The organism is Bacillus sp. DU-106 (genome assembly GCF_004799705.1).
Classification (GTDB): domain Bacteria; phylum Bacillota; class Bacilli; order Bacillales; family Bacillaceae_G; genus Bacillus_A; species Bacillus_A cereus.
Genome location: NZ_CP026607.1, coordinates 57740 through 80000 on the forward strand (window position 1 = coordinate 57740; position 22261 = coordinate 80000).

Consider the following 22261-nt stretch of genomic DNA (forward strand, 5'->3'; position numbering starts at 1 on the left):
TTTGATCATCAGTAGAAAGTGAGGCAGCATTAGAATGAAAGCAACTGGAATCGTACGTCGAATTGATGATTTAGGCAGGGTAGTAATCCCGAAGGAAATTCGTAGAACTTTACGTATTCGAGAAGGAGACCCACTAGAAATATTTGTTGATCGCGATGGAGAGGTAATTTTAAAGAAATATTCTCCAATTAGTGAGCTAGGTGATTTTGCAAAAGAATATGCTGATGCTTTATATGACAGCTTAGGACATAATGTGCTTGTGTGTGATCGAGATTCTATCATCGCAGTATCAGGCGTATCGAAAAAAGAATACTTAAATAAAAGTGTTGGCGATCTAATTGAAAAAACGATGGAAGAACGAAAGTCTGTTATTATGACGGATGAAAGTGATATTTCCATTATTGATGGTGTAACAGAAAAGGTTCATTCTTATACAGTTGGACCGATTGTTGCAAACGGAGATCCGATTGGAGCCGTCATTATTTTTTCAAAAGAAGCCATTATAAGCGAGATCGAGCATAAAGCGGTTAATACTGCTGCCAGTTTCTTAGCGAAACAAATGGAACAGTAAGGGTATATTGATTTTAGAAGTAGCAATCTTTCCTAATTATGATCTTTCTTTTTGAGAAATCAATTATTTGGAGATATATGTATATTGAATGAAGGTAGCACTTTGCTACCTTTTTTCGTTGAATATTTTTAACATTTAGGAACTCATTATTACCCGTGTTGGTAAGGGAGGTTGTTCTTTTCTTTATGATATAATACGAGAGGTGAGAATAGAAAAAGGAGTTTTCTTGTATGGAAGCGAAGAAGTATCAAGCCTTTTGGCGTGGGGCTATTATATTAACGATTGCAAGTTTCGTTACAAAAGTATTAAGCGCTTTTTACCGTATTCCATATCAAAATATAGCGGGGGATATTGGGTTTTATATTTACCAACAAATTTACCCGTTTTATGGATTTTGTTTAATTTTAGCTACTTATGGATTTCCTGTTATCATTTCGAAAATGGTTGCAGAACGACTAGAGCGGGGAAAACAAAAAGAAGCAGAAGAAATTATTTGTGTATCTTTTTGGTTCTTATTAGGGATTGGTTTTATAGGCTTCTTTACACTGTTTTTTGGGGCCGAAACAATTGCGGTAGCTATGGGCGATATACACTTAGATAAGTTACTACGTGTTATTTCATTTTCATTCTTATTGATGCCATTTTTGTCTGTAGCAAGAGGGTATTTTCAAGGATTCAATAATATGATGCCAACGGCTGTTTCGCAAGTAATAGAACAAACAATTCGAGTTTCTATTATTGTATTTTTATCGCTATTCCTAATTGCTCACGGATTTGATTTATATACAGTTGGTGCAGGGGCTATGTTAGGCTCAATTGCGGGTGGACTTATTGGGATTATTGTACTTATATTGTATATGCGTCAAGATTTTCGTTCTATATTCTTCAAAAGTGCAGCGAGAATTAAGGGTAAAAGGAAGATAGTTAAAATCCTTTTTTGGCAGGGGTTAGCGATTTGTGTTAGTAATTTAGTGCTTATTTTTATACAGATGGCTGATTCAGTGTCCTTTTACAGCTTACTTATTGGTGCGGGAGAACAGGTTGAAAATGCAAAGGTATTAAAGGGTGTTTATGATAGAAGTATTCCGCTAATGCAATTAGGTACTGTTGTGACGACTTCTTTCTCGTTGTCACTTATTCCGATTATTACAGCGGCGAAGGAAAGAGGAGATCTTTCCTTTATTCAAGAAAAGGTAAAGTTAGCAATGAAAATAACATTTGTTATTGGACTTGCAGCAGCTATTGGACTAACTTGTATTATTCAACCTACCAATATTATGTTGTTTGAAAACAGTGATGGATCAGATGTTTTATCTATTTTATCGTTATCTATTTTATTTAGTTCATTGTCAATTACGACAGCTTCTATTTTACAAGGATTAGGGCAAACGTTTAAGCCAGCGTTATTTGTTGTATTTGGAGGTTGCTTAAAGTTAGCGTTAAATTATATATTCATGCCTTATTTTGGTGTGAAAGGTGCAGCTTTTGCGACTTTATGTGCGTTAATTATAATCTCTGGATTAAATAGTTTGTTGCTTACGAGAGCTGTATCAGGGTCACTTATCAATAAGCGAAATATGTTAGGGATAGTAATTAGTGGTATCTGTATGGGGTTTGTATTAATGATGTTCACACGTGTGTTACAGATGTCTGGATTAGTAATTAATACGGAACATAGAGGAAGCGCGACGCTTGAAGCGTTGTTAGGTGTAGCCATCGGCGGATTGACATATATGTTTTTTATTTTGAAATTACGTGTATTTACAAAAAAAGAATTAGGAACCGTTATGAAACAAGAGAAAAAAGAAGGTTCATTGAAGAAGAGTGGATAGAGGTGACTGGTTGTGAGTGGAATCATTACTATTTTAGGTTTAGGAGCTGGTGAATTAGATCAGCTAACGATGGGTGTATATCGAAAAATAAAAGAAGCAGACCATCTGTTTGTTAGAACGAAGGAACATCCAGTTATAGAAGAATTGGAGAAAGAAGGCGTACAATATACGTCTTTTGATGCTGTATATGAAGCGCATGATACGTTTGAAATTGTATATGAAACAATTGCGAATAAATTGCTAGAACAAGCTGAAGGTACAGAAATTATCTATGCTGTTCCCGGGCATCCACTTGTAGCAGAAAGAACAGTTCAGCTACTGTTAGAAAAAGGAGAAGTTTCAAATGTTGAAGTGCGAATTGAGGGTGGACAAAGTTTCCTTGATCCTATGTTTGCAAGTCTAAAGATTGATCCGATTGAAGGATTCCAATTACTTGATGCTACATCATTTGAAAGAGGGCAATTAGAACTGCGTCAACATTTAATCTTTTGCCAAGTATATGATGCATTCGTTGCATCTGATGTGAAATTAACATTAATGGAGATGTTACCAGATGATTATGAAGTGTATATCGTAACAGCTGCAGGAACTTCATTTGAACAAGTAAAGAAGGTACCGTTGTACATGTTAGATCATGAAACGGAATTGAATAATTTAACGAGTGTGTACGTGCCGCCAGTTCAGGAGCGTGCGTCCTTGTATCAACAGTTTGATGTTCTTAGAGAAATTATTGCGGAACTTCGTGGTCCAAATGGTTGTCCGTGGGATAAAAAGCAAACACATCAATCATTAAAGAAATATTTAATTGAGGAAGCTTATGAAGTGTTGGAAGCAATCGATGAAGAGGATGATGATCACTTAGTAGAAGAATTAGGTGATATATTATTACAAGTTATGCTTCATGCTCAAATCGGAGAAGATGAAGGTTGGTTCTCTATAGATGATATCATTCGAACTCTATCTGAGAAAATGGTTCGTCGCCATCCGCATGTGTTTGGAAATACGGATGTAAACAGCGCTGATGAAGTGATTGCAAATTGGGAAGAAATTAAAAAACAAGAAAAAGGATTCGTGAAAGAATCTGTTTTAAATGGCGTTCCAAAAAGTTTGCCGCAGTTACTACGCGCCTATGAAATTCAGAAGAAAGCTGGTAAGGTTGGATTTGATTGGGTTGATGTGCAACCGATGATAGAGAAAGCTTTGGAAGAATGGCAAGAGTTCCAACAAGAGGTTACAAATATGGATGAGGAAAAGATGCTGGGTGAGTTTGGTGATTTACTATTTGCATTTGTTAATATAGCTCGTCATTACAAAATAGATCCAGAAGAGGCGTTACGTTCAACTAATGAGAAATTTACTGGTCGTTTTTTATACATGGAGGCAAAAGTAGCTGAAATGAATAAAGAGATGAAAGATTTATCATTAGAACAGTTAGATGTTTTATGGGAAGAAGCGAAACAAACAGAGCGTTAATAGGGGGATTTGATATGCGTCTAGATAAGTTTTTAAAAGTATCACGTTTAATTAAAAGAAGAACATTAGCGAAAGAAGTAGCTGATCAAGGAAGAATATCTATTAATGGTCAAGTGGCAAAAGCGAGTTCTGATGTGAAAGTAGCTGATGAATTAACAATTCGTTTTGGTCAAAAAATAGTGACTGTGAAAATAAATGAATTAAAAGAAACAACTAAAAAAGAAGATGCAGCAAATATGTATAGCTTAGTTCGTGAAGAAAAAGTAAAAGCGGAAGAAGGCTTGTTCTAAAATCATGTATCCCCTCATACATTACTATTAGCTAGTAAAAACCTATGGGGGGATTTACGTGAATAATGGTTACTCACCTACGTCTTCTAATCAACAAAATGTTTCTGTAGAGCATGACATTATTATGCGTGGCAGGCGTATAATCGATATTACCGGTGTGAAGCAGGTAGAGAGTTTTGATAGCGAAGAGTTTTTACTAGAGACCGTAATGGGTTTTTTAACGATTCGTGGTCAAAATTTACAAATGAAAAATTTAGATGTGGAAAAAGGTATTGTGTCGATTAAAGGGAAAGTTAATGAGATGCTGTATATTGATGAAAATCAAGGGGAAAAAACTAAAGGTTTCTTTAGTAAGTTGTTTAAATGAGCTTAACAATTCAGTTGTATACAATGCTTTCAATGATTGGGATGGGTGCTTGGATTGGAGCGTCTTTAGATACATATCAACGTTTTTTAAAGCGCCAAGAACGTAAACGTTGGCTTGTATTTATACATGATATATTATTTTGGATTGTCCAAGCATTATTCGTCTTTTATGTATTGCTTCTCGTAAATGAAGCTGAGCTACGTATATATGTGTTTTTGGCATTATTATGTGGTTTTGCGGCATATCAAAGCTTATTGAAGGCACTATACATGAAGCTGTTAAATTTTCTCATCTATATTTTTATGCAAACAACATATTTTTTTGTTCGAATTATACAGCTACTCATGATAAAACCTGTTATTATTATAGCGCAGCTATTTATTGCATTTATATTATTCTTATTTCGTATACTGCTTTCAATTGGACATGTGTTATGGAAAATGGTGATTTGGATATTACTTTTCATATGGAAAGTTTTTTTCTGGCCTGTTCGATTTATTGCTTCGCTCATATGGAAACTTCTCCCTAATCGTGTTAAACTTTTTATAGTGAAACATATAGGGTTCCTGCAATATATAGCAAAATTGAAGGGACATATCTTCCAACTATGGGAGCATATAAAAAAGAAGTTAGGGGGACCTCGGAAATGAGGGAACTGAGACAAAGAACAATCGAAAAACAGAGTCCAAATCCTGTTAAAGAGCATATAATACAAACGGATGAGAACAGGAAGCGACTTTATCGCCGTTTAGCGGTTTTTCTTGTCTTTACTTTTACAATTATTGCGAGTATTAGTGTAACGTTTTATCAACAAAACAGTTCCATTAAAGCAAAAGAAGCAAAAGTTAAGGACATGAAAAAAGAACTGGATTCATTAACGAATAAAGAAAAAAGTCTAAAAGACGAAGTTCAAAAGTTAAATGATGAAGAGTACGTATTAAAGATTGCTAGAAGGGATTATTTCTTCTCTGGTAAAGGGGAGATAATTTTTCCTGTTTCTAAGTAGAGTATGTCTTATTGACACTATATTTTAGGATTATATATAATAAAGTAAAATTTGACTTTTTAACCACTAAGGAGGAGCATTTTTTTTATGTCAATCGAGGTAGGCAGCAAGTTACAGGGTAAAGTAACAGGTATTACAAATTTTGGGGCTTTTGTGGAGCTGCCAGAGGGCTTAACGGGTCTTGTTCATATTAGTGAAGTTGCTGATAACTATGTAAAAGATATTAACGATCACTTAAAAGTGGGCGACCAAGTAGAAGTAAAAGTTATTAATGTTGAAAAAGATGGAAAGATTGGTTTATCTATCAAAAAAGCGAAAGAACGTGAAAAAACAGAAGGAGATCGTCCACGTGGTGAATACCAACGCGGTGGTGATCAACAACGTTCTGGACGTCCACAACGTAATAATCGCTCTTTCAACAGAGATAATCGCGGTGGCGGTAACGACCGAGCTCCGAAAGAAACATTTGAGCAAAAGATGGCACGCTTCTTAAAAGATAGCGAAGATCGTTTAACTTCTTTAAAGCGTAACACAGAGTCTAAACGTGGTGGCCGTGGCGCGCGTCGCGGATAATAAGGACGTTTAGTTTTTAACATATAGAGAGGTACCCAGAGTAATGTCTCAGGGTGCTTTTTTATATGTAAAAAATATTTTCAAAAAAGTTTTTGAGATGTGTTGACTTTAATTAGTATCTGATGTAAGATACTAATTGTCCGTTAAATAAGACGACATGGCGGTGTAGCTCAGCTGGCTAGAGCGTACGGTTCATACCCGTGAGGTCGGGGGTTCGATCCCCTCCGCCGCTATATTTAATTTAACGGCCCGTTGGTCAAGTGGTTAAGACACCGCCCTTTCACGGCGGTAACACGGGTTCGAATCCCGTACGGGTCATCTAAAAAGATCATGCAAATTTGCATGATCTTTTTTTGTTAAATAAATTAAGATATACAACACTTCTACAAAATCACCCTATATTTTCTGAATGTTTAATTAAAATCTCGAAAATAACTTACATACCCTGTATATCTGTAGAGTTATTTCGAATAAAAAGTCGAACGATTATAAAAGTGAAAACTGTTGTTTTGACAAAAAAACCAACAATCATCTTTTATAATGACAGTAATTAAACTATGCAGGTGGTGTTAAAAATATGCCTAAAGCAGGAAGGAATACTATGAATACAAGTGCATTGGCAATGAATGAGAGTCAGCTTGATGGAATAAAGTGGACGAGTAAGTTGCGAATAAAATTTGAGCAAGTTTTCTTTAGATGGGGATTTATTATTGTTGTTATTGGTTTTCTTTTGGGACGAGCATATATATTAACAAATATTTTACCGTTTGCACTGCCATTTTTTGCTGCTGTTTATGTTATGAAGCGGGATAAGATGCCGCTAGCATTTTTAGCTCTAATGGGAGGAGCTCTTTCAGTATCGATAGATAATTTGTTTTTTACCTTTGCATCTATCTTTACCTTCTTCATTTATAATATCTTCTTTAGTCGATTTACACGTAAAACTGTTGGACTTGTTCCATTTCAAGTATTTATCTCCGCATTAACCGCACATTTAGTTGTTGTATATTTTGCACAACAAACTGTCACCATGTACGATTTACTCGTTAGTACCATTGAGGCTGGGCTTAGTTTTGTATTAACTATGATATTTTTACAAAGTGTCCCACTTTTAGTGGAAAGGAAAGGAAAACAACAGGCATTAGAGACGGAAGAAATTGTTTGTTTGATTATATTACTAGCATCTGTTTTAACGGGTACAACAGATTGGTTTGTATATGATGCTTCTATTCAACATATTTTTACAAGGTATTTAGTGCTAGTATTTGCATTTATTGCGGGTGCTGCCACAGGGTCTACAGTGGGGGTTGTAACAGGACTAATATTAAGTTTAGCAAATGTGTCTAGCTTGTCTCAGCTTAGCCTTCTTGCTTTTTCTGGATTGCTTGGTGGATTGTTAAAAGAAGGAAAGCGTTTAGGTGTTAGTTTAGGTTTATTAATTGGGACAAGCTTAATTACATTATATGTAGACAAACAGACAAATATTGTAACAACTTTAATTGAGTCAGGTGTAGCGATTGTTATCTTCTTATTAACACCGAAGCTTGTTTTGGATCGTATTGCTAAATTTATGCCAGGTACACAAGAGCATTCGCAAGATCAACAACAATATTTAAGAAGGATGCGTGATGTTACAGCAAATAAAATCAACCAATTTGCAAATGTATTTGCTGCTTTATCTAATAGCTTTTCTGCATATGGGTATGTAGAGGAAGAAGATAAAGAGACAGAAGCAGATTTGTTTTTGAGTACAATTACTGCGAAAACATGTCAAACATGCTTTAAAAAGGATCAATGCTGGGTAGTGAATTTTGATAAAACGTACGATTATATGAAACAAATAATGAATGAAACGGAAGGAGGAACCCTGCAACATAATCGTAAATTAGTTCGTGAGTGGGACAAGCATTGTGTGAGAGGGAAAAAAGTGACGGATTTAGTAGCCGGTGAATTAGATCACTTCTATGAGGGACAAAAATTACGAAAACAAATGAAGGAAAATCGTAGAATAGTAGCGGAGCAACTATTAGGTGTATCAAAGGTTATGGAGGATTTTGCTAAGGAGATACAACGAGAGCGTGAAAATCATCAAGTGCAGGAAGAACAGATTATGCAAGCGTTCCGAGATTTTGGTGTCGAAGTAGAGCATGTTGATATTTATTGTTTAGATAGAGGAAGTATTGATATTGAAATGTTAATTCCAGTTGCATCTAATGAACATGGTGAGTGTGAAAAGTTAGTTGCACCGATGCTTTCAGATATCCTTAAAGAAAATATTGTCGTTAAACATGAAGAAAAGTCTTCTTATCCAAATGGCCATAGTTTAATATCATTTGGTTCGGCGAAGACGTATTCTCTTGATACAGGATTGGCTACAGCTGCAAAAGGCGGTGGATTTGTTTCGGGTGACTCTTATGCGATGATGGATTTAAGTGTTGGTAAATATGCACTTGCGATTAGTGATGGTATGGGTAATGGGCAAAGAGCTCATATGGAAAGTAAGGAAACGGTGAAATTATTACAAAAAATACTCCAATCAGGCATTGATGAAGAAATAGCAATTAAGTCTATCAATTCAATTCTTTCTTTGAGAACGACAGAAGAAATGTTTACGACATTAGATTTAGCTATGGTAGATTTGCGGGATGCGAGTGCAAGGTTTTTAAAGATTGGATCAACGCCGAGTTTTGTTAAACGCGCAAATAATATTTTGAAAATTGAAGCAAGTAATTTGCCGATGGGAATCATCGAAGATGTTGAAGTTGATGTGGTGGGTGAACAATTAAAAACGGGCGATATTCTTATTATGATGAGTGATGGGATTTTTGAAGGAGCACAGCATGTGGAGAATCATGAATTGTGGATGAAACGAAAAATTAAAGAATTGCAAACCGAAGACCCGCAAGAAATTGCTGATATCATTATGGAAGAAGTGATTCGCTCTTGTGATGGTTATATAAATGATGATATGACTATTGTAGTGGCAAAAGTGAAGAAAAATATGCCGAAGTGGGCTACGATTCCGATTGTAGGAATGCAAGCGCAGTAAAATGTAAGTGGAATGTTTATCTATAATTTGATTTTAAAAACCTAGGTGAATACCTAGGTTTTTTTGTGGGAAAAGGTAATGTTATTAATTTTGTGAATATACACGGAGGATGTAAGATAAAAATGTAATTTTTGTATATCTTTTTTTTGCACAATGTTTGTAAAAGTTGTACCATTGTAGACAAGGTGACTAAGGTTGCTGTTCTTGTTTAATGAAAGGTGATTGCGAAGTTGAAAGATACATTTGTTGAAAAAGTAGATGACTTTGTAAAGCAGCATGATGTATTAAAGAATGATTCAACAATTGTTGTGGGAGTTTCTGGTGGTCCTGACTCGTTAGCGCTTTTATATTATTTATTAGAAAAAAGAGCGGAAAAACAGTTGGAAATTGTAGTTGCTCATGTGGATCATATGTTTAGAGGTGATGAATCTTATGAGGATTTACAGTTTGTGCAGGGCCTTTGTGAAGAACTGGGAATTATTTGTGAAACGATAAGGATTAATGTATCACAATATCAACAGCAATACGGAATGAATGCACAGGTTGCTGCGAGAGAATGCAGATATGCATTTTTGGAAAGAATAATGAAGAAATATGATGCAAGATATGTTGCTCTTGGACATCATGGAGATGATCAAGTCGAGACAATTTTAATGCGTCTTGTAAGAGGGAGTACTCCGAAAGGATATGCAGGAATTGCAGTGAAGCGTCCTTTTCATAATGGATATTTAATTAGGCCGTTACTTGGCGTAACGAAGGAAGAAATTGTTGATTACTGTAATAAGCTAAATTTAATGCCACGTATAGATCCGAGTAATAAAAAGGAAGTATATACAAGGAATCGATTACGTAAATATGTCCTTCCTCATTTGAAAGAAGAAAATCCACAAATGCATGAGAAATTCCAAAAATTTAGCGTGCAGATGCAAGAGGATGAGGCTTATTTGCAGGAATTAGCTTTTGAGAAAATGAATAAAGTAATTACAAAAAAAAGTGATAAACAAATTAGCTTATCAATTCCTGCCTTTGAATCCATGTCTATGCCTTTACAAAGAAGAGGGATTCAACTAATATTAAACTATCTTTATGAATATAAGATTCCATCTTCTCTTTCTTCTATACATATTGACAAGTTGATTGAGTTTTTTAAGCGGACACAACCTTCAGGTTCACTTGATTTTCCGGGTGATTTGAAAATTGTTCGTTCATACGAGGAGTGTAGCTTTAGATTTAAACAAGAAATTGTCTCTCCTTTTTCACAAGATTTATTAGTACCCGGGACCATTACGCTATTGAACGGGGATAAATTTGTAACAGAGGTGAGCGAAGATATACCAAGTAACATGAATGAAACAGTATTTGTTGCTAAGTATAATGATATATCATATCCACTTCGTATTCGTTCTAGAGAAAATGGAGATCGCATGTCAATACAAGGTATGAATGGCACGAAAAAGATAAAAGCTATTTTTATCGAAGCGAAAGTACCGAAAGAAAAAAGAGAAGAATGGCCGGTCGTTTGTGATGCAAGTGGGACTATTATTTGGGTACCCTTGTTGAAACGATCTGCATTTGCAATTTCGAAAGAGATGGCAAAGAAGGATAAATATATGATTATTCACTACAAAAGCAAGGAGTCTTCCGGGAGGATAATGAAATGATGAATCAAGATATCGAAAAAGTATTAATTTCTGAAGAGCAAATACAAGAAAAGGTGCGCGAACTAGGTGCAATTATTGCAGAGGATTATAAAAACACAGTACCTCTTGCAATTGGTGTATTAAAAGGCGCAATGCCATTCATGGCAGATTTATTAAAGAGAACAGATACATATCTTGAAATGGATTTTATGGCTGTATCTAGTTACGGTCACTCTACAGTTTCAACAGGCGAAGTGAAAATTTTAAAAGATCTTGATACTTCTGTAGAAGGTCGCGATATTTTAATCGTCGAAGATATTATTGATAGTGGTCTTACACTAAGCTACTTAGTAGACTTATTCAAATATCGTAAAGCGAAGTCTGTAAAAATTGTTACATTATTAGATAAGCCAACAGGCCGTAAGGTTGATCTGAAAGCGGATTATGTTGGATTTACTGTTCCACATGAATTTGTAGTAGGATATGGATTAGATTATAAAGAGCAATACCGTAATCTTCCTTATGTAGGCGTATTAAAACCAAGCGTTTACTCAAATTAATTAAATATAGGCTTCACAATTGTATAGGAAAGTTTTTCTATGTTACGATTTACTATAGTGTTTATGCCGTGAGAGGAGGTTAGGAATGAATCGTATCTTCCGTAATACCATCTTTTATTTACTGATATTCTTAGTAGTAATTGGAATCGTGAGCTATTTTAATGGTTCGACACAAAAAACGACATCAGTTAGCTACGACAAATTCATTACTAAACTAGAAAGCGGTGAAGTGCGTAATGTGCAACTTCAACCGAAAAATGGTGTATTTGAGGTAAAAGGACAATTTAATAACTCTAGCCAAGGAGAACAATTTGTTACTTATGCACCAAATACTGAGGAATTACAAAAGAAAATTAATGATAAAGCGAAAGGTGCCGAAGTTAAGTATCAACCAGCAGAAGAAACAAGTGCTTGGGTAACATTCTTTACTTCAATCATTCCATTTGTCATCATCTTCATTTTATTCTTCTTCTTATTAAACCAAGCTCAAGGCGGCGGTAGCCGTGTTATGAACTTCGGGAAAAGTAAGGCGAAGTTATATAATGATGAAAAGAAAAAAGTTCGTTTCAGAGATGTTGCTGGTGCGGATGAAGAGAAACAAGAACTTGTTGAGGTAGTTGAATTCTTGAAAGACCCTCGTAAGTTCTCTGAAGTTGGTGCTCGTATTCCAAAGGGTGTCCTATTAGTTGGACCTCCAGGTACAGGTAAAACTTTATTAGCACGTGCTGTTGCAGGTGAGGCTGGCGTTCCATTCTTCTCTATCAGTGGTTCTGACTTCGTAGAGATGTTTGTCGGTGTCGGTGCATCACGTGTACGTGATTTATTTGAAAATGCAAAGAAAAATGCTCCTTGTATCATTTTCATTGATGAAATTGATGCAGTAGGTCGTCAACGTGGCGCAGGTCTTGGTGGTGGTCATGATGAGCGTGAGCAAACATTGAACCAATTACTTGTTGAAATGGATGGATTCGGTGCAAACGAAGGTATTATTATCGTTGCTGCGACAAACCGTCCAGACATTCTTGACCCAGCGTTATTACGTCCAGGTCGTTTTGACCGTCAAATTACAGTAGATCGTCCAGATGTAAATGGCCGTGAAGCTGTACTGAAAGTACATGCGCGTAATAAACCACTTGATGAGCATATTAATTTAAGAGCAATTGCGACTCGTACACCAGGATTCTCTGGTGCGGATCTTGAAAACTTATTAAACGAAGCTGCTTTAGTAGCTGCACGTCAAGATAAGAAGAAAATTGATATGAGTGATATCGATGAAGCGACGGATCGTGTTATTGCAGGTCCAGCTAAGAAAAGTCGTGTTATCTCTGAAAAAGAACGTAATATCGTTGCTTTCCATGAAGCAGGTCATACTGTAATTGGTGTTGTTCTTGATGAAGCAGATGTCGTTCATAAAGTAACAATTGTCCCTCGTGGTCAGGCTGGTGGATATGCGGTAATGCTTCCGAAAGAAGATCGTTACTTCATGACGAAACCAGAGTTACTTGATAAAATCACTGGTTTACTTGGTGGCCGAGTAGCTGAGGAGATTGTATTTGGTGAAGTGAGTACAGGTGCTCATAATGACTTCCAACGTGCGACTGGTATTGCAAGACGTATGGTTACGGAATTTGGTATGAGTGACAAACTTGGACCGATGCAATTTGGTAGCTCGCAAGGTGGTCAAGTGTTCTTAGGAAGAGACTTCCACTCAGAACAAAATTATAGTGATGCGATTGCACATGAAATCGATATGGAAATGCAATCAATTATGAAAGAATGTTATGCTCGTGCAAAACAAATTCTTACTGAAAACCGTGATAAACTAGATATTATCGCACAAACGTTACTTGAAGTAGAAACGTTAGATGCAGAGCAAATCAATCATTTATGTGATTACGGCAGATTGCCAGAACGTCCAACATCTTCAGATGATGTGAAAGTAAACATCAACATGAAGAAAGACGATGAAGATAAAGAAGATAAGTAAGAAGTGAAGGAGTGACTATCGTCACTCCTTTTTTGTTTGTTAAAATCTTTGTTAATTACTATTGAGAACTTAGTGGATAAAGTAATTTAAGTAAAACTAGTATTAAAAATTGAAATAGAGAGCAATCTTTTTGTAAAATGATGAGGATAGGAAAGCTGATTATATAAGTATGTGTGATATGATGTTTTTATAAGTTTTATACATACTGCACAAATATAGATTAAATAAGATAAGTGGTGAGAATATGATTTTTGTATTGGATGTAGGGAACACAAATGCTGTACTAGGTGTGTTTGAAGAAGGGGAACTTCGTCAGCATTGGCGCATGGAAACAGATCGTCATAAGACAGAAGATGAATATGGAATGCTTGTAAAGCAATTGCTTGAGCATGAGGGTCTTTCGTTTGAAGATGTGAAAGGTATTATTGTGTCTTCAGTCGTACCACCAATTATGTTTGCTTTAGAGCGCATGTGTGAAAAATATTTTAAAATTAAACCGCTTGTAGTAGGGCCTGGGATAAAAACAGGACTAAATATTAAATATGAAAATCCGCGTGAAGTAGGCGCAGACCGAATTGTAAATGCAGTAGCAGGAATCCACTTATATGGAAGTCCGCTCATTATTGTTGATTTTGGTACGGCTACTACATATTGTTATATTAACGAAGAAAAACATTATATGGGTGGAGTTATTACGCCAGGAATTATGATTTCAGCAGAGGCTTTATATAGCAGAGCAGCAAAACTTCCTCGTATCGAAATTACAAAACCAAGCAGTGTTGTTGGGAAAAATACAGTAAGTGCGATGCAATCTGGTATTCTTTATGGTTATGTTGGACAAGTGGAAGGTATTGTTAAGCGTATGAAAGAAGAAGCTAGACAAGAACCTAAAGTTATTGCAACAGGTGGATTGGCAAAATTAATTTCCGAAGAATCGAATGTAATTGATATTGTAGATCCGTTTTTAACGTTAAAAGGTTTGTATATGTTATATGAACGTAATGCAAATTTACAGCATGAGAAAGGTGAATAAATACGTATGAAAGATTATTTAGTAAAAGCGTTAGCATTTGATGGAGAAGTGCGTGCGTATAGTGTACGTACAACAAATACAGTAAGTGAGGCGCAAAGACGTCATGATACATGGAGAACAGCTTCAGCGGCACTAGGGCGTTCTTTGACTGCGGGTACAATGATGGGCGCAATGTTAAAGGGTGAGCAAAAGTTAACGATTAAGGTAGAAGGTAACGGTCCAATTGGCCCTATCTTAGTAGATGCTCATGCAAATGGAGATGTACGTGGTTATGTAACGAATCCGCATGTTGATTTTGAAGGAACAGAACAAGGGAAGTTACGTGTATATCAAGCGGTAGGTACAGAGGGGTTTGTAACTGTAATTAAAGATATTGGAATGCGTGAGCCGTTTATTGGTCAATCTCCAATCGTTTCAGGAGAATTAGGAGAAGACTTTACGTATTATTTTGCAGTTTCTGAACAAACGCCTTCTTCTGTAGGTGTTGGTGTTCTTGTAAATGGAGATGATAGCATATTAGCGGCAGGTGGATTCATCCTTCAAATTATGCCGGGTGCGCAAGATGAAACGATTTCATTTATTGAAGACCGTTTACAAAAGATTCCACCTGTATCAACGTTGATTGAACAAGGTCTTTCTCCGGAAGAGCTACTATATGCAGTTCTTGGAGAAGATAAAGTAAAAGTATTAGAAACAATGGATGTTCAATTTAATTGCACATGCTCACGCGAGCGTATTGAGAGTGTATTAATTAGTTTAGGTAAAACAGAGTTAGAGCAAGTTCGTGAAGAAGAGGAAGAGACAGAAGTTCACTGTCATTTCTGTAATGAACGATACAAGTTCTCTAAAGAAGATATTACAAATTTAATCGAGAATTTGTAATAAGGGAATTAAGAGGAGCAATCCTCCAAATGAATTGACAAACAGGGAATTTTCTGACAAAATCTAAATATAGATAAAACCAATAAAAATACTCGGTGTTAGGAGTGACAGGAATGCGAGTGGCACAATCAGTTTCAGAATTAATCGGGAAAACGCCGATCGTTAAGTTGAACCGCATCGTAGAATCAGACAGCGCAGATATATACTTAAAATTAGAATTTATGAATCCGGGGAGTAGTGTTAAAGATCGTATCGCATTAGCTATGATTGAAGATGCTGAAAAAAAGGGATTATTAAAAGAGGGCGATACAATCATTGAGCCGACAAGTGGTAACACAGGAATTGGTTTAGCGATGGTAGCGGCTGCTAAAGGATATAATGCAATCTTAGTAATGCCAGAAACAATGAGTGTTGAGCGTCGTAATTTATTACGTGCTTACGGTGCGGAATTAGTATTGACTCCAGGGCCTGAAGGAATGGGTGGAGCAATTCGTAAAGCGACTGAATTAGCAAAAGAACATGGCTACTTTATACCACAACAGTTCAAAAACCAATCGAATCCAGAAATTCACCGTTTAACAACAGGTCCAGAAATTATTGAACAAATGGGCGACCAATTAGATGCGTTTATTGCAGGTATTGGTACAGGTGGAACGATTACTGGTGCTGGTGAAGTACTGAAGAAAGCGTATAAAGATATTAAAATTTATGCAGTAGAACCTGCAGATTCACCAGTATTATCTGGTGGGAAGCCAGGTCCACATAAAATCCAAGGAATTGGGGCGGGATTTGTTCCGGAGACGTTGGATGTAGAAGTATATGATGAAATTATTCAAGTGAAAACAGAGCAAGCATTTGAATATGCGAGAAGAGTGGCTAAAGAGGAAGGTATTTTAGTTGGTATCTCTTCAGGCGCAGTTATTTATGCAGCAACAGAGGTTGCGAAAAAGTTAGGTAAAGGGAAAAAGGTACTTGTTATTATCCCGAGTAACGGTGAACGTTATTTAAGTACACCACTTTATCAATTTGAATCCTAATTAAACGCGATTGAAAAAGCATCCTTGAAAAAGGGTGCTTTTTCTTTTGGGATTGGAAATAGGAAAAGAGTGAATGACTAGAAAACTTCATGTAAAATAAGAGGTAGTATAATTAAATTATTTTCACTAGCCTTCGAGTATAATCAATCTCTATATAAATAACTTATGTAGTTTGAGCGGGTTTATCTAAGAGGGTGGGATAAAAGAAGACGGGGTGTTGATATGCAACGAAGAAAATCTTTAGCGCTTTCTATTCCATATCAGTTAGATTTCTTTAAGCAATATAAATTTCTTTCTCAGGGTAAATCGCAACATATTTTGTTAGAAAGCGGCCGTGGCGGTCGTTATAACATTGTAGGGCTGAACCCAGTAGCGGTAATCCGAGGGAAGGGTGAAACGTTACATATAAGTGAAAGTGGTAAGGAAACAATAAAACGAGGGAATCCGTTAGATTTAATGCAAGAATATATGGAACAATGGAAGACGGACTATAACCCAGAGTATCCGCCTTTTCAAGGTGGTGCAATTGGCTATTTCAGTTATGACTGTATCCGTTATATTGAAAAGCTGCCTTCTCTTGCGGAAGATGATATTGATATACCTGACATCTTCTTTTTATTATTTGATGACGTATTTGTCTATGATCAAAAAGAACAAGTGTTATGGGTTATTACGCATTATGTAGATAAATATGAAGAGGCGAAAGAACGGCTAAATGAGTGGAAGAGTCTTTGGATGACAGAAGCGCCTGAAGTGACCGTGCCCTTTGAAAGTCCTGAAAAGAAAAGTGAAGCAGTTGCTTTTACTGAAGCTGGCTTTATGAAGGCAGTTGAATGTATTCAAGAATATATTGGAGCGGGTGATGTGTTCCAAGTAAACTTGTCGACGAGACAAGAAAGAACGTTACAGACACACCCACTAGAAATTTATACAAGTCTTCGTGAAATTAATCCATCTCCATATATGGGTTACCTGGAGCTTGGGGATTTTCAAATCGTTAGTGGATCGCCAGAGTTGTTAATTAAGAAACAAGGAACTGAAGTAAGTACAAGACCAATTGCTGGAACGAGATCTAGAGGCGCGGATGAGCAAGAGGATGAAGAATTAGCAAGAGAATTAATTGAGAACGAAAAAGAAAGAGCAGAGCATGTAATGCTTGTGGATTTAGAAAGAAATGATTTAGGACGTGTTTGTAAATATGGCACTGTAGAAGTAGATGAATTTATGGTAATTGAGAAATACTCACATGTTATGCATATTGTTTCTAATGTGCGTGGTGAAGTGGAAGAAGATAAAGATGCTTTTGATTTAGTGAAGGCTGTATTCCCTGGGGGAACAATTACTGGTGCCCCAAAAATACGTACGATGGAAATTATTGAGGAATTAGAACCTGTTCGAAGAGGGATTTATACAGGTTCAATCGGTTGGATTGGTTATTCTGGAGATACAGAATTGAATATTGTAATTAGAACACTTCTTGCTAAAGATGGAAAAGCTCATGTACAAGCAGGGGCGGGAATTGTAATTGATTCAAATCCGGAAAATGAATATAAAGAGTCGTTAAAAAAGGCGATTGCTTTATGGCGTGCAAAAGAACGTAGTGAAGAAACGGTTAGGTGAGAGAAATGATATTAATGATTGATAATTATGATTCTTTTACATTTAATTTAGTGCAGTTTCTTGGAGAACTTGGACAAGAGCTCGTTGTTAAACGTAACGATGAAGTGACTATTTCAGATATTGAGAATATGAAACCAGATTTTCTAATGATTTCTCCAGGTCCGTGCAGTCCTAATGAAGCTGGGATTAGTATGGAAGTTATTAAATACTTTGCTGGAAAGATTCCGATTTTTGGTGTTTGTCTAGGGCATCAATCCATTGCACAAGTGTTTGGTGGAGAGGTTGTCCGTGCAGACCGATTAATGCATGGAAAAACGTCGCTTATGCATCATGATGGAAAGACGATTTTTTCGGATATTCCTAATCCGTTTACTGCGACGCGCTATCATTCCCTTATTGTTAAGAAAGAGACGTTACCCGATTGCTTAGAGGTAACATCTTGGACAGAGGAAGGGGAAATTATGGCACTTCGTCATAAGATATTACCGATAGAGGGTGTGCAATTCCATCCAGAATCTATTATGACTTCTCATGGGAAAGAGCTGTTGCAGAATTTCATTCGTAAATACAGTCCAAGTGTGACATTATGTTAATTTACGTAAATGGTCAGTATGTAGAAGCAAGTGAAGCGAGAATTTCTCCTTATGATCATGGTTATTTATATGGTCTTGGAGTTTTTGAAACGTTTCGTATTTATAATGGTCATCCTTTCTTATTGGATGATCATTATAACCGTTTAATAGAGGCGCTGGATACATTGCAAATTAAATGGACAATGACAAAAAATGATGTGATGCTTATTTTGAAAGATTTACTCGCTAAGAATGAATTGAAGCATGCATATGTACGTTTTAATGTATCGGCGGGTATAGATGAAATAGGATTACAAACGGAAATGTATGAAGAGCCTTCTGTTATTGTTTTTATAAAACCTTTAACAGCTCCAGGGGATGTAGTGGAAAAAGAAGGCGTTATTCTAAAACAAGTGCGAAATACACCGGAAGGGACATTTCGCCTGAAGTCTCATCACTATTTAAATAATATTTTAGGGAAGCGTGAAATTGGAAATGTTGTGAGTAAGGAAGGTATTTTCCTCACTGAAGCAGGTTATGTTGCAGAGGGCATTGTTTCGAATCTATTTTTTGTGAAAGGTGATGTTTTATATACACCTTCGTTAGAGACAGGGATTTTAAATGGTATCACTCGTGCGTTTATTATAAAGAGTGCTGAAGAATTAAATATAGAAGTAAAGGAAGGTTTCTTTACAAAAGATGAGCTACTTTCAGCGGATGAAGTCTTCGTAACAAACTCCATTCAAGAAATTGTTCCGCTTTATCGTATAGAAGCGCAGGATTTCCCGGGTAAAGTAGGAGTGGTTACAAAAAGTTTAATGTACCTTTATGGAATGCAAAGAGAGAAATTATGGAGCAGAAATGAATTACGAAGAGGAGATGTGTAGTTTGAAGTGGGATTATGATTTGCGCTGCGGCGAATATACATTGAATTTAAATGAAAAAACATTAATTATGGGGATTTTAAATGTAACACCAGATTCGTTTTCTGATGGAGGGAGTTACAACGAGGTAGATGCTGCGGTACGTCACGCAAAAGAAATGCAAGGTCAAGGTGCTCATATTATTGATATTGGTGGCGAATCTACTCGCCCAGGTTTTGCTAAAGTATCAGTAGAAGAAGAAATAAAGCGAGTTGTCCCGATGATTCAAGCAGTTTCAAAAGAAGTAAAATTGCCTATATCTATCGATACATATAAAGCTGAAGTTGCAAAGCAAGCAATTGAGGCTGGTGCTCATATTATTAATGATATTTGGGGAGCGAAGGCGGAGCCAAAAATTGCTGAAGTCGCAGCTCATTATGATGTACCCATCATTTTAATGCATAACCGCGATAATATGAATTATCGTAATTTAATGGCGGATATGATTGCTGATTTGTATGACAGTATTAAAATTGCTAAAAATGCTGGTGTGCCAGATGAGAATATTATTTTAGATCCAGGTATCGGTTTTGCTAAAACACCTGAGCAGAACTTAGAGGCGATGCGTAATTTAGAACAGTTAAATGTGCTAGGTTATCCAGTTCTCTTAGGTACTTCGAGAAAGTCCTTTATTGGGCACGTATTAGATTTGCCAGTGGAGGAACGCCTTGAGGGAACAGGAGCTACCGTTTGTCTTGGTATTGAAAAGGGCTGTGAGTTTGTTCGTGTCCATGATGTGAAAGAAATGGCGCGTATGGCTAAAATGATGGATGCGATGATTGGTAAGGGGGTAAGGTAATTGGATAAAATTTATATCCATGATATGGAGTTTTATGGTTATCATGGTGTGTTCCCAGAGGAGAATAAATTAGGTCAGAGATTTAAAGTTGACTTAACGGTGGAGTTGGATTTAAAGCGTGCAGGGGAAAGTGATGACTTAGAGCATTCGGTCAATTATGGAGAGCTTTTCGAATTATGTAGAAAAGTTGTTGAGGATAGAAAGTATAAGCTTGTGGAGAGTATCGCTGAAAATATTGCTGCAGATATATTAAAACAATATGAAAGTATTTCACGCTGTACAATTAAGGTAATTAAGCCGGATCCACCGATACCGGGTCATTATCGTGCTGTAGCAGTAGAAATTACGAGAGAACGTCCATGAACAATATAGCTTACATTGCATTAGGGTCAAATATTGGAGAGCGTTATACGTATCTAACTGAAGCGATTCAGTTTTTAAATAAAAATCCTTATATTCAGGTTGATGATATTTCATCTGTATATGAAACTGAGCCAGTTGGCTATACTGACCAAAGTTGCTTTTTAAATTTAGTTATAAAAATTTCTACCAATTTATCACCACAAGAGTTATTGAAAGTAACACAAAAAGTAGAAAATGACCTAGGAAGAAAAAGGGAAATTAGGTGGGGGCCGAGGACTATCGACCTTGACATTTTACTTTATAATCAAGAGAATATTGAAGCAGAGAATCTTATTGTTCCGCATCCGCGGATGTTTGAAAGAGCTTTTGTTATCGTTCCGTTGTTAGAGATTAATCAAGACATAAAACAAAACATTTCATGTTCACAAGTAGAAGAAATGAAAAGGCGAGAGGGAGTAACGGTATGGAAGCAGAAAAATGGGGAAGACGCATTCGTGCTTTTCGAAAGCTAAAAGGCTATACACAAGAAGGTTTTGCTAAAGAACTAGGGGTATCTGTATCTGTTTTAGGTGAAGTTGAGAGAGGGAATAGATCGCCTTCTCAAGATTTTGTAGTAGAAGTTGCTAAGGCATTAAATGTTTCGATAGAGGAATTAATGCCAAAGTGATTGTACAGGAAGGAGTAGGTTGATTGTTAAAGATTGCAAATATCGAGATGAAAAATCCGGTTGTACTAGCACCGATGGCGGGAGTGTGTAACTCTGCATTCCGTTTAACAGTAAAAGAATTTGGTGCCGGCTTAGTTTGTGCTGAAATGGTAAGTGATAAGGCAATATTACTTAATAATAAAAGAACTTTAGATATGTTATATATCGACGAGAGAGAAAAGCCATTAAGTTTACAAATTTTTGGTGGAGAGAAAGAAACTCTTGTAGATGCTGCGAAATATGTAGATAAATATACGACAGCAGACATAATTGATATTAATATGGGTTGTCCAGTGCCGAAAATCGTTAAATGTGATGCGGGGGCAAGGTGGCTTTTAGATCCGAATAAAATATATGAAATGGTAGCAGCGGTTGTAGATGCTGTAGAAAAGCCGGTTACAGTTAAAATGCGTATCGGTTGGGATGAAGAACATATTTTCGCAATAGAAAATGCTAGGGCTGTTGAGCGTGCTGGTGGCCAAGCTGTGGCGGTTCACGGACGTACACGAGTGCAAATGTATGAAGGAAAAGCGGATTGGGATATTATTAAACAAGTAAAACAATCTGTAAATATCCCGGTTATCGGAAATGGTGATGTCGCAACGCCGCAAGATGCAAAGCGTATGCTTGATGAAATTGGTGTAGATGGTGTTATGATTGGTCGTGCGGCTCTTGGAGATCCGTGGATGATTTATCGTACGGTAAAGTATTTGGAGACAGGTGAATTAATGCCGGAACCAACAGTGCGCGAGAAAATTGATGTATGTATGTTACATCTAGATCGTCTTATTGACTTAAAGAACGAAAGTGTCGCTGTAAGAGAGATGAGAAAACATGCAGCTTGGTATTTAAAAGGTGTTCGTGGTAATGCGAGTGTACGTAATGGTATTAATGCTTGTAACACACGGGAAGACCTTGCGAATGTGTTAGGTACATTTGTAGAAGAAGTGGAAGCGAAACAACAAACAATTTACGTTG

23 protein-coding genes and 2 tRNA genes (1 of these 25 only partly in view) are annotated in these 22261 nt (G+C 36.5%); all 25 read left to right on the forward strand.

Annotated elements, in window-relative coordinates; genetic code table 11:
* The first annotated feature begins 34 nt into the window (after window positions 1-34).
* A complete protein-coding gene (spoVT, locus tag C3Y97_RS00310) occupies window positions 35-571 on the forward strand; it encodes a stage V sporulation protein T (protein ID WP_000648302.1) in 537 nt (178 codons plus the stop codon).
* Window positions 572-801: 230 nt separating this feature from the next.
* Window positions 802-2403, forward strand: a complete 1602-nt coding sequence (locus tag C3Y97_RS00315) for a putative polysaccharide biosynthesis protein (protein ID WP_000387591.1) — start codon at window positions 802-804, stop codon at window positions 2401-2403.
* A gap of 12 nt (window positions 2404-2415) precedes the next feature.
* Window positions 2416-3876, forward strand: coding sequence for a bifunctional methyltransferase/pyrophosphohydrolase YabN (yabN, locus tag C3Y97_RS00320; RefSeq protein ID WP_000014239.1), 1461 nt, complete (start codon window positions 2416-2418; stop codon window positions 3874-3876).
* A 14-nt stretch (window positions 3877-3890) separates the two neighbouring features.
* The gene (locus tag C3Y97_RS00325) at window positions 3891-4166 is read left to right on the forward strand and encodes an RNA-binding S4 domain-containing protein (RefSeq protein WP_001234876.1); all 276 of its coding nucleotides are present in this window, start codon (window positions 3891-3893) and stop codon (window positions 4164-4166) included.
* Between the two features lie 58 nt (window positions 4167-4224).
* Window positions 4225-4533 carry a sporulation protein YabP gene (gene yabP / locus C3Y97_RS00330; protein ID WP_001059104.1) on the forward strand — a complete coding sequence of 103 codons (309 nt, stop codon included), beginning with the start codon at window positions 4225-4227 and terminating at the stop codon, window positions 4531-4533.
* The gene (gene yabQ / locus C3Y97_RS00335; RefSeq protein ID WP_000059772.1) at window positions 4530-5183 is read left to right on the forward strand and encodes a spore cortex biosynthesis protein YabQ; all 654 of its coding nucleotides are present in this window, start codon (window positions 4530-4532) and stop codon (window positions 5181-5183) included. The genes yabP and yabQ overlap by 4 nt, the downstream gene beginning before the upstream one ends.
* Window positions 5180-5539, forward strand: coding sequence for a cell division protein DivIC (divIC, locus tag C3Y97_RS00340; protein WP_001208739.1), 360 nt, complete (start codon window positions 5180-5182; stop codon window positions 5537-5539). Before yabQ ends, divIC begins: the two co-directional genes overlap by 4 nt.
* A gap of 87 nt (window positions 5540-5626) precedes the next feature.
* Window positions 5627-6112, forward strand: coding sequence for a S1 domain-containing RNA-binding protein (locus C3Y97_RS00345; protein ID WP_000021451.1), 486 nt, complete (start codon window positions 5627-5629; stop codon window positions 6110-6112).
* Between the two features lie 159 nt (window positions 6113-6271).
* Window positions 6272-6345: transfer RNA gene (locus C3Y97_RS00350), tRNA-Met, on the forward strand.
* A 13-nt stretch (window positions 6346-6358) separates the two neighbouring features.
* Window positions 6359-6430 (forward strand) — tRNA-Glu (locus C3Y97_RS00355).
* A 259-nt stretch (window positions 6431-6689) separates the two neighbouring features.
* A complete protein-coding gene (spoIIE, locus tag C3Y97_RS00360; protein WP_136362958.1) occupies window positions 6690-9161 on the forward strand; it encodes a stage II sporulation protein E in 2472 nt (823 codons plus the stop codon).
* Between the two features lie 230 nt (window positions 9162-9391).
* A complete protein-coding gene (gene tilS, locus C3Y97_RS00365; protein WP_000655465.1) occupies window positions 9392-10822 on the forward strand; it encodes a tRNA lysidine(34) synthetase TilS in 1431 nt (476 codons plus the stop codon).
* Window positions 10819-11361: a hypoxanthine phosphoribosyltransferase gene (gene hpt, locus C3Y97_RS00370; RefSeq protein WP_000981842.1), complete on the forward strand. Its 543-nt coding sequence runs from the start codon at window positions 10819-10821 to the stop codon at window positions 11359-11361. The genes tilS and hpt overlap by 4 nt, the downstream gene beginning before the upstream one ends.
* A gap of 85 nt (window positions 11362-11446) precedes the next feature.
* On the forward strand, window positions 11447-13348 hold the full coding sequence (gene ftsH, locus C3Y97_RS00375) for an ATP-dependent zinc metalloprotease FtsH (protein ID WP_001079674.1): 1902 nt from the start codon (window positions 11447-11449) through the stop codon (window positions 13346-13348).
* 244 nt (window positions 13349-13592) lie between these two features.
* The gene (locus C3Y97_RS00380) at window positions 13593-14381 is read left to right on the forward strand and encodes a type III pantothenate kinase (protein ID WP_000578368.1); all 789 of its coding nucleotides are present in this window, start codon (window positions 13593-13595) and stop codon (window positions 14379-14381) included.
* 6 nt (window positions 14382-14387) lie between these two features.
* The gene (gene hslO / locus C3Y97_RS00385) at window positions 14388-15263 is read left to right on the forward strand and encodes a redox-regulated molecular chaperone HslO (RefSeq protein WP_000656372.1); all 876 of its coding nucleotides are present in this window, start codon (window positions 14388-14390) and stop codon (window positions 15261-15263) included.
* A 113-nt stretch (window positions 15264-15376) separates the two neighbouring features.
* Window positions 15377-16300 (forward strand): cysteine synthase A, encoded by a 924-nt coding sequence (gene cysK, locus C3Y97_RS00390; protein WP_136362960.1) that lies wholly within the window; start codon window positions 15377-15379, stop codon window positions 16298-16300.
* Between the two features lie 222 nt (window positions 16301-16522).
* A complete protein-coding gene (gene pabB, locus C3Y97_RS00395; protein WP_001189728.1) occupies window positions 16523-17920 on the forward strand; it encodes an aminodeoxychorismate synthase component I in 1398 nt (465 codons plus the stop codon).
* 5 nt (window positions 17921-17925) lie between these two features.
* Window positions 17926-18513: an aminodeoxychorismate/anthranilate synthase component II gene (gene pabA / locus C3Y97_RS00400; RefSeq protein ID WP_000602292.1), complete on the forward strand. Its 588-nt coding sequence runs from the start codon at window positions 17926-17928 to the stop codon at window positions 18511-18513.
* Window positions 18507-19379, forward strand: coding sequence for an aminodeoxychorismate lyase (gene pabC, locus C3Y97_RS00405; RefSeq protein ID WP_000909884.1), 873 nt, complete (start codon window positions 18507-18509; stop codon window positions 19377-19379). Before pabA ends, pabC begins: the two co-directional genes overlap by 7 nt.
* Window positions 19354-20214, forward strand: coding sequence for a dihydropteroate synthase (gene folP, locus C3Y97_RS00410; protein ID WP_002164656.1), 861 nt, complete (start codon window positions 19354-19356; stop codon window positions 20212-20214). Before pabC ends, folP begins: the two co-directional genes overlap by 26 nt.
* Window positions 20215-20577, forward strand: a complete 363-nt coding sequence (gene folB, locus C3Y97_RS00415; protein WP_000358062.1) for a dihydroneopterin aldolase — start codon at window positions 20215-20217, stop codon at window positions 20575-20577.
* Window positions 20574-21089, forward strand: a complete 516-nt coding sequence (gene folK / locus C3Y97_RS00420; protein WP_001059447.1) for a 2-amino-4-hydroxy-6-hydroxymethyldihydropteridine diphosphokinase — start codon at window positions 20574-20576, stop codon at window positions 21087-21089. The genes folB and folK overlap by 4 nt, the downstream gene beginning before the upstream one ends.
* The gene (locus C3Y97_RS00425) at window positions 21041-21244 is read left to right on the forward strand and encodes a helix-turn-helix domain-containing protein (RefSeq protein ID WP_000387031.1); all 204 of its coding nucleotides are present in this window, start codon (window positions 21041-21043) and stop codon (window positions 21242-21244) included. Before folK ends, C3Y97_RS00425 begins: the two co-directional genes overlap by 49 nt.
* Before the next feature lie 23 nt (window positions 21245-21267).
* Window positions 21268-22261: the 5' portion of a tRNA dihydrouridine synthase DusB gene (dusB, locus tag C3Y97_RS00430; RefSeq protein WP_000912251.1), read on the forward strand. It continues 5 nt past the right edge of the window; 994 of the gene's 999 nt are visible here — the first part of the coding sequence; it begins with the start codon at window positions 21268-21270; its stop codon lies off the right edge, out of view.

What these genes read in the sequence shown, in the direction of transcription:
- spoVT (WP_000648302.1), top strand. Translation starts at nt 35, where the DNA reads ATGAAAGCAACTGGAATCGTACGTCGAATTGATGATTTAGGCAGGGTA.
- C3Y97_RS00315 (WP_000387591.1), top strand. Translation starts at nt 802, where the DNA reads ATGGAAGCGAAGAAGTATCAAGCCTTTTGGCGTGGGGCTATTATATTA.
- C3Y97_RS00325 (WP_001234876.1), top strand. Translation starts at nt 3,891, where the DNA reads ATGCGTCTAGATAAGTTTTTAAAAGTATCACGTTTAATTAAAAGAAGA.
- yabQ (WP_000059772.1), top strand. Translation starts at nt 4,530, where the DNA reads ATGAGCTTAACAATTCAGTTGTATACAATGCTTTCAATGATTGGGATG.
- divIC (WP_001208739.1), top strand. Translation starts at nt 5,180, where the DNA reads ATGAGGGAACTGAGACAAAGAACAATCGAAAAACAGAGTCCAAATCCT.
- C3Y97_RS00345 (WP_000021451.1), top strand. Translation starts at nt 5,627, where the DNA reads ATGTCAATCGAGGTAGGCAGCAAGTTACAGGGTAAAGTAACAGGTATT.
- spoIIE (WP_136362958.1), top strand. Translation starts at nt 6,690, where the DNA reads ATGCCTAAAGCAGGAAGGAATACTATGAATACAAGTGCATTGGCAATG.
- hpt (WP_000981842.1), top strand. Translation starts at nt 10,819, where the DNA reads ATGATGAATCAAGATATCGAAAAAGTATTAATTTCTGAAGAGCAAATA.
- ftsH (WP_001079674.1), top strand. Translation starts at nt 11,447, where the DNA reads ATGAATCGTATCTTCCGTAATACCATCTTTTATTTACTGATATTCTTA.
- C3Y97_RS00380 (WP_000578368.1), top strand. Translation starts at nt 13,593, where the DNA reads ATGATTTTTGTATTGGATGTAGGGAACACAAATGCTGTACTAGGTGTG.
- hslO (WP_000656372.1), top strand. Translation starts at nt 14,388, where the DNA reads ATGAAAGATTATTTAGTAAAAGCGTTAGCATTTGATGGAGAAGTGCGT.
- cysK (WP_136362960.1), top strand. Translation starts at nt 15,377, where the DNA reads ATGCGAGTGGCACAATCAGTTTCAGAATTAATCGGGAAAACGCCGATC.
- pabB (WP_001189728.1), top strand. Translation starts at nt 16,523, where the DNA reads ATGCAACGAAGAAAATCTTTAGCGCTTTCTATTCCATATCAGTTAGAT.
- pabA (WP_000602292.1), top strand. Translation starts at nt 17,926, where the DNA reads ATGATATTAATGATTGATAATTATGATTCTTTTACATTTAATTTAGTG.
- pabC (WP_000909884.1), top strand. Translation starts at nt 18,507, where the DNA reads ATGTTAATTTACGTAAATGGTCAGTATGTAGAAGCAAGTGAAGCGAGA.
- folP (WP_002164656.1), top strand. Translation starts at nt 19,354, where the DNA reads ATGAATTACGAAGAGGAGATGTGTAGTTTGAAGTGGGATTATGATTTG.
- folK (WP_001059447.1), top strand. Translation starts at nt 20,574, where the DNA reads ATGAACAATATAGCTTACATTGCATTAGGGTCAAATATTGGAGAGCGT.
- C3Y97_RS00425 (WP_000387031.1), top strand. Translation starts at nt 21,041, where the DNA reads ATGGAAGCAGAAAAATGGGGAAGACGCATTCGTGCTTTTCGAAAGCTA.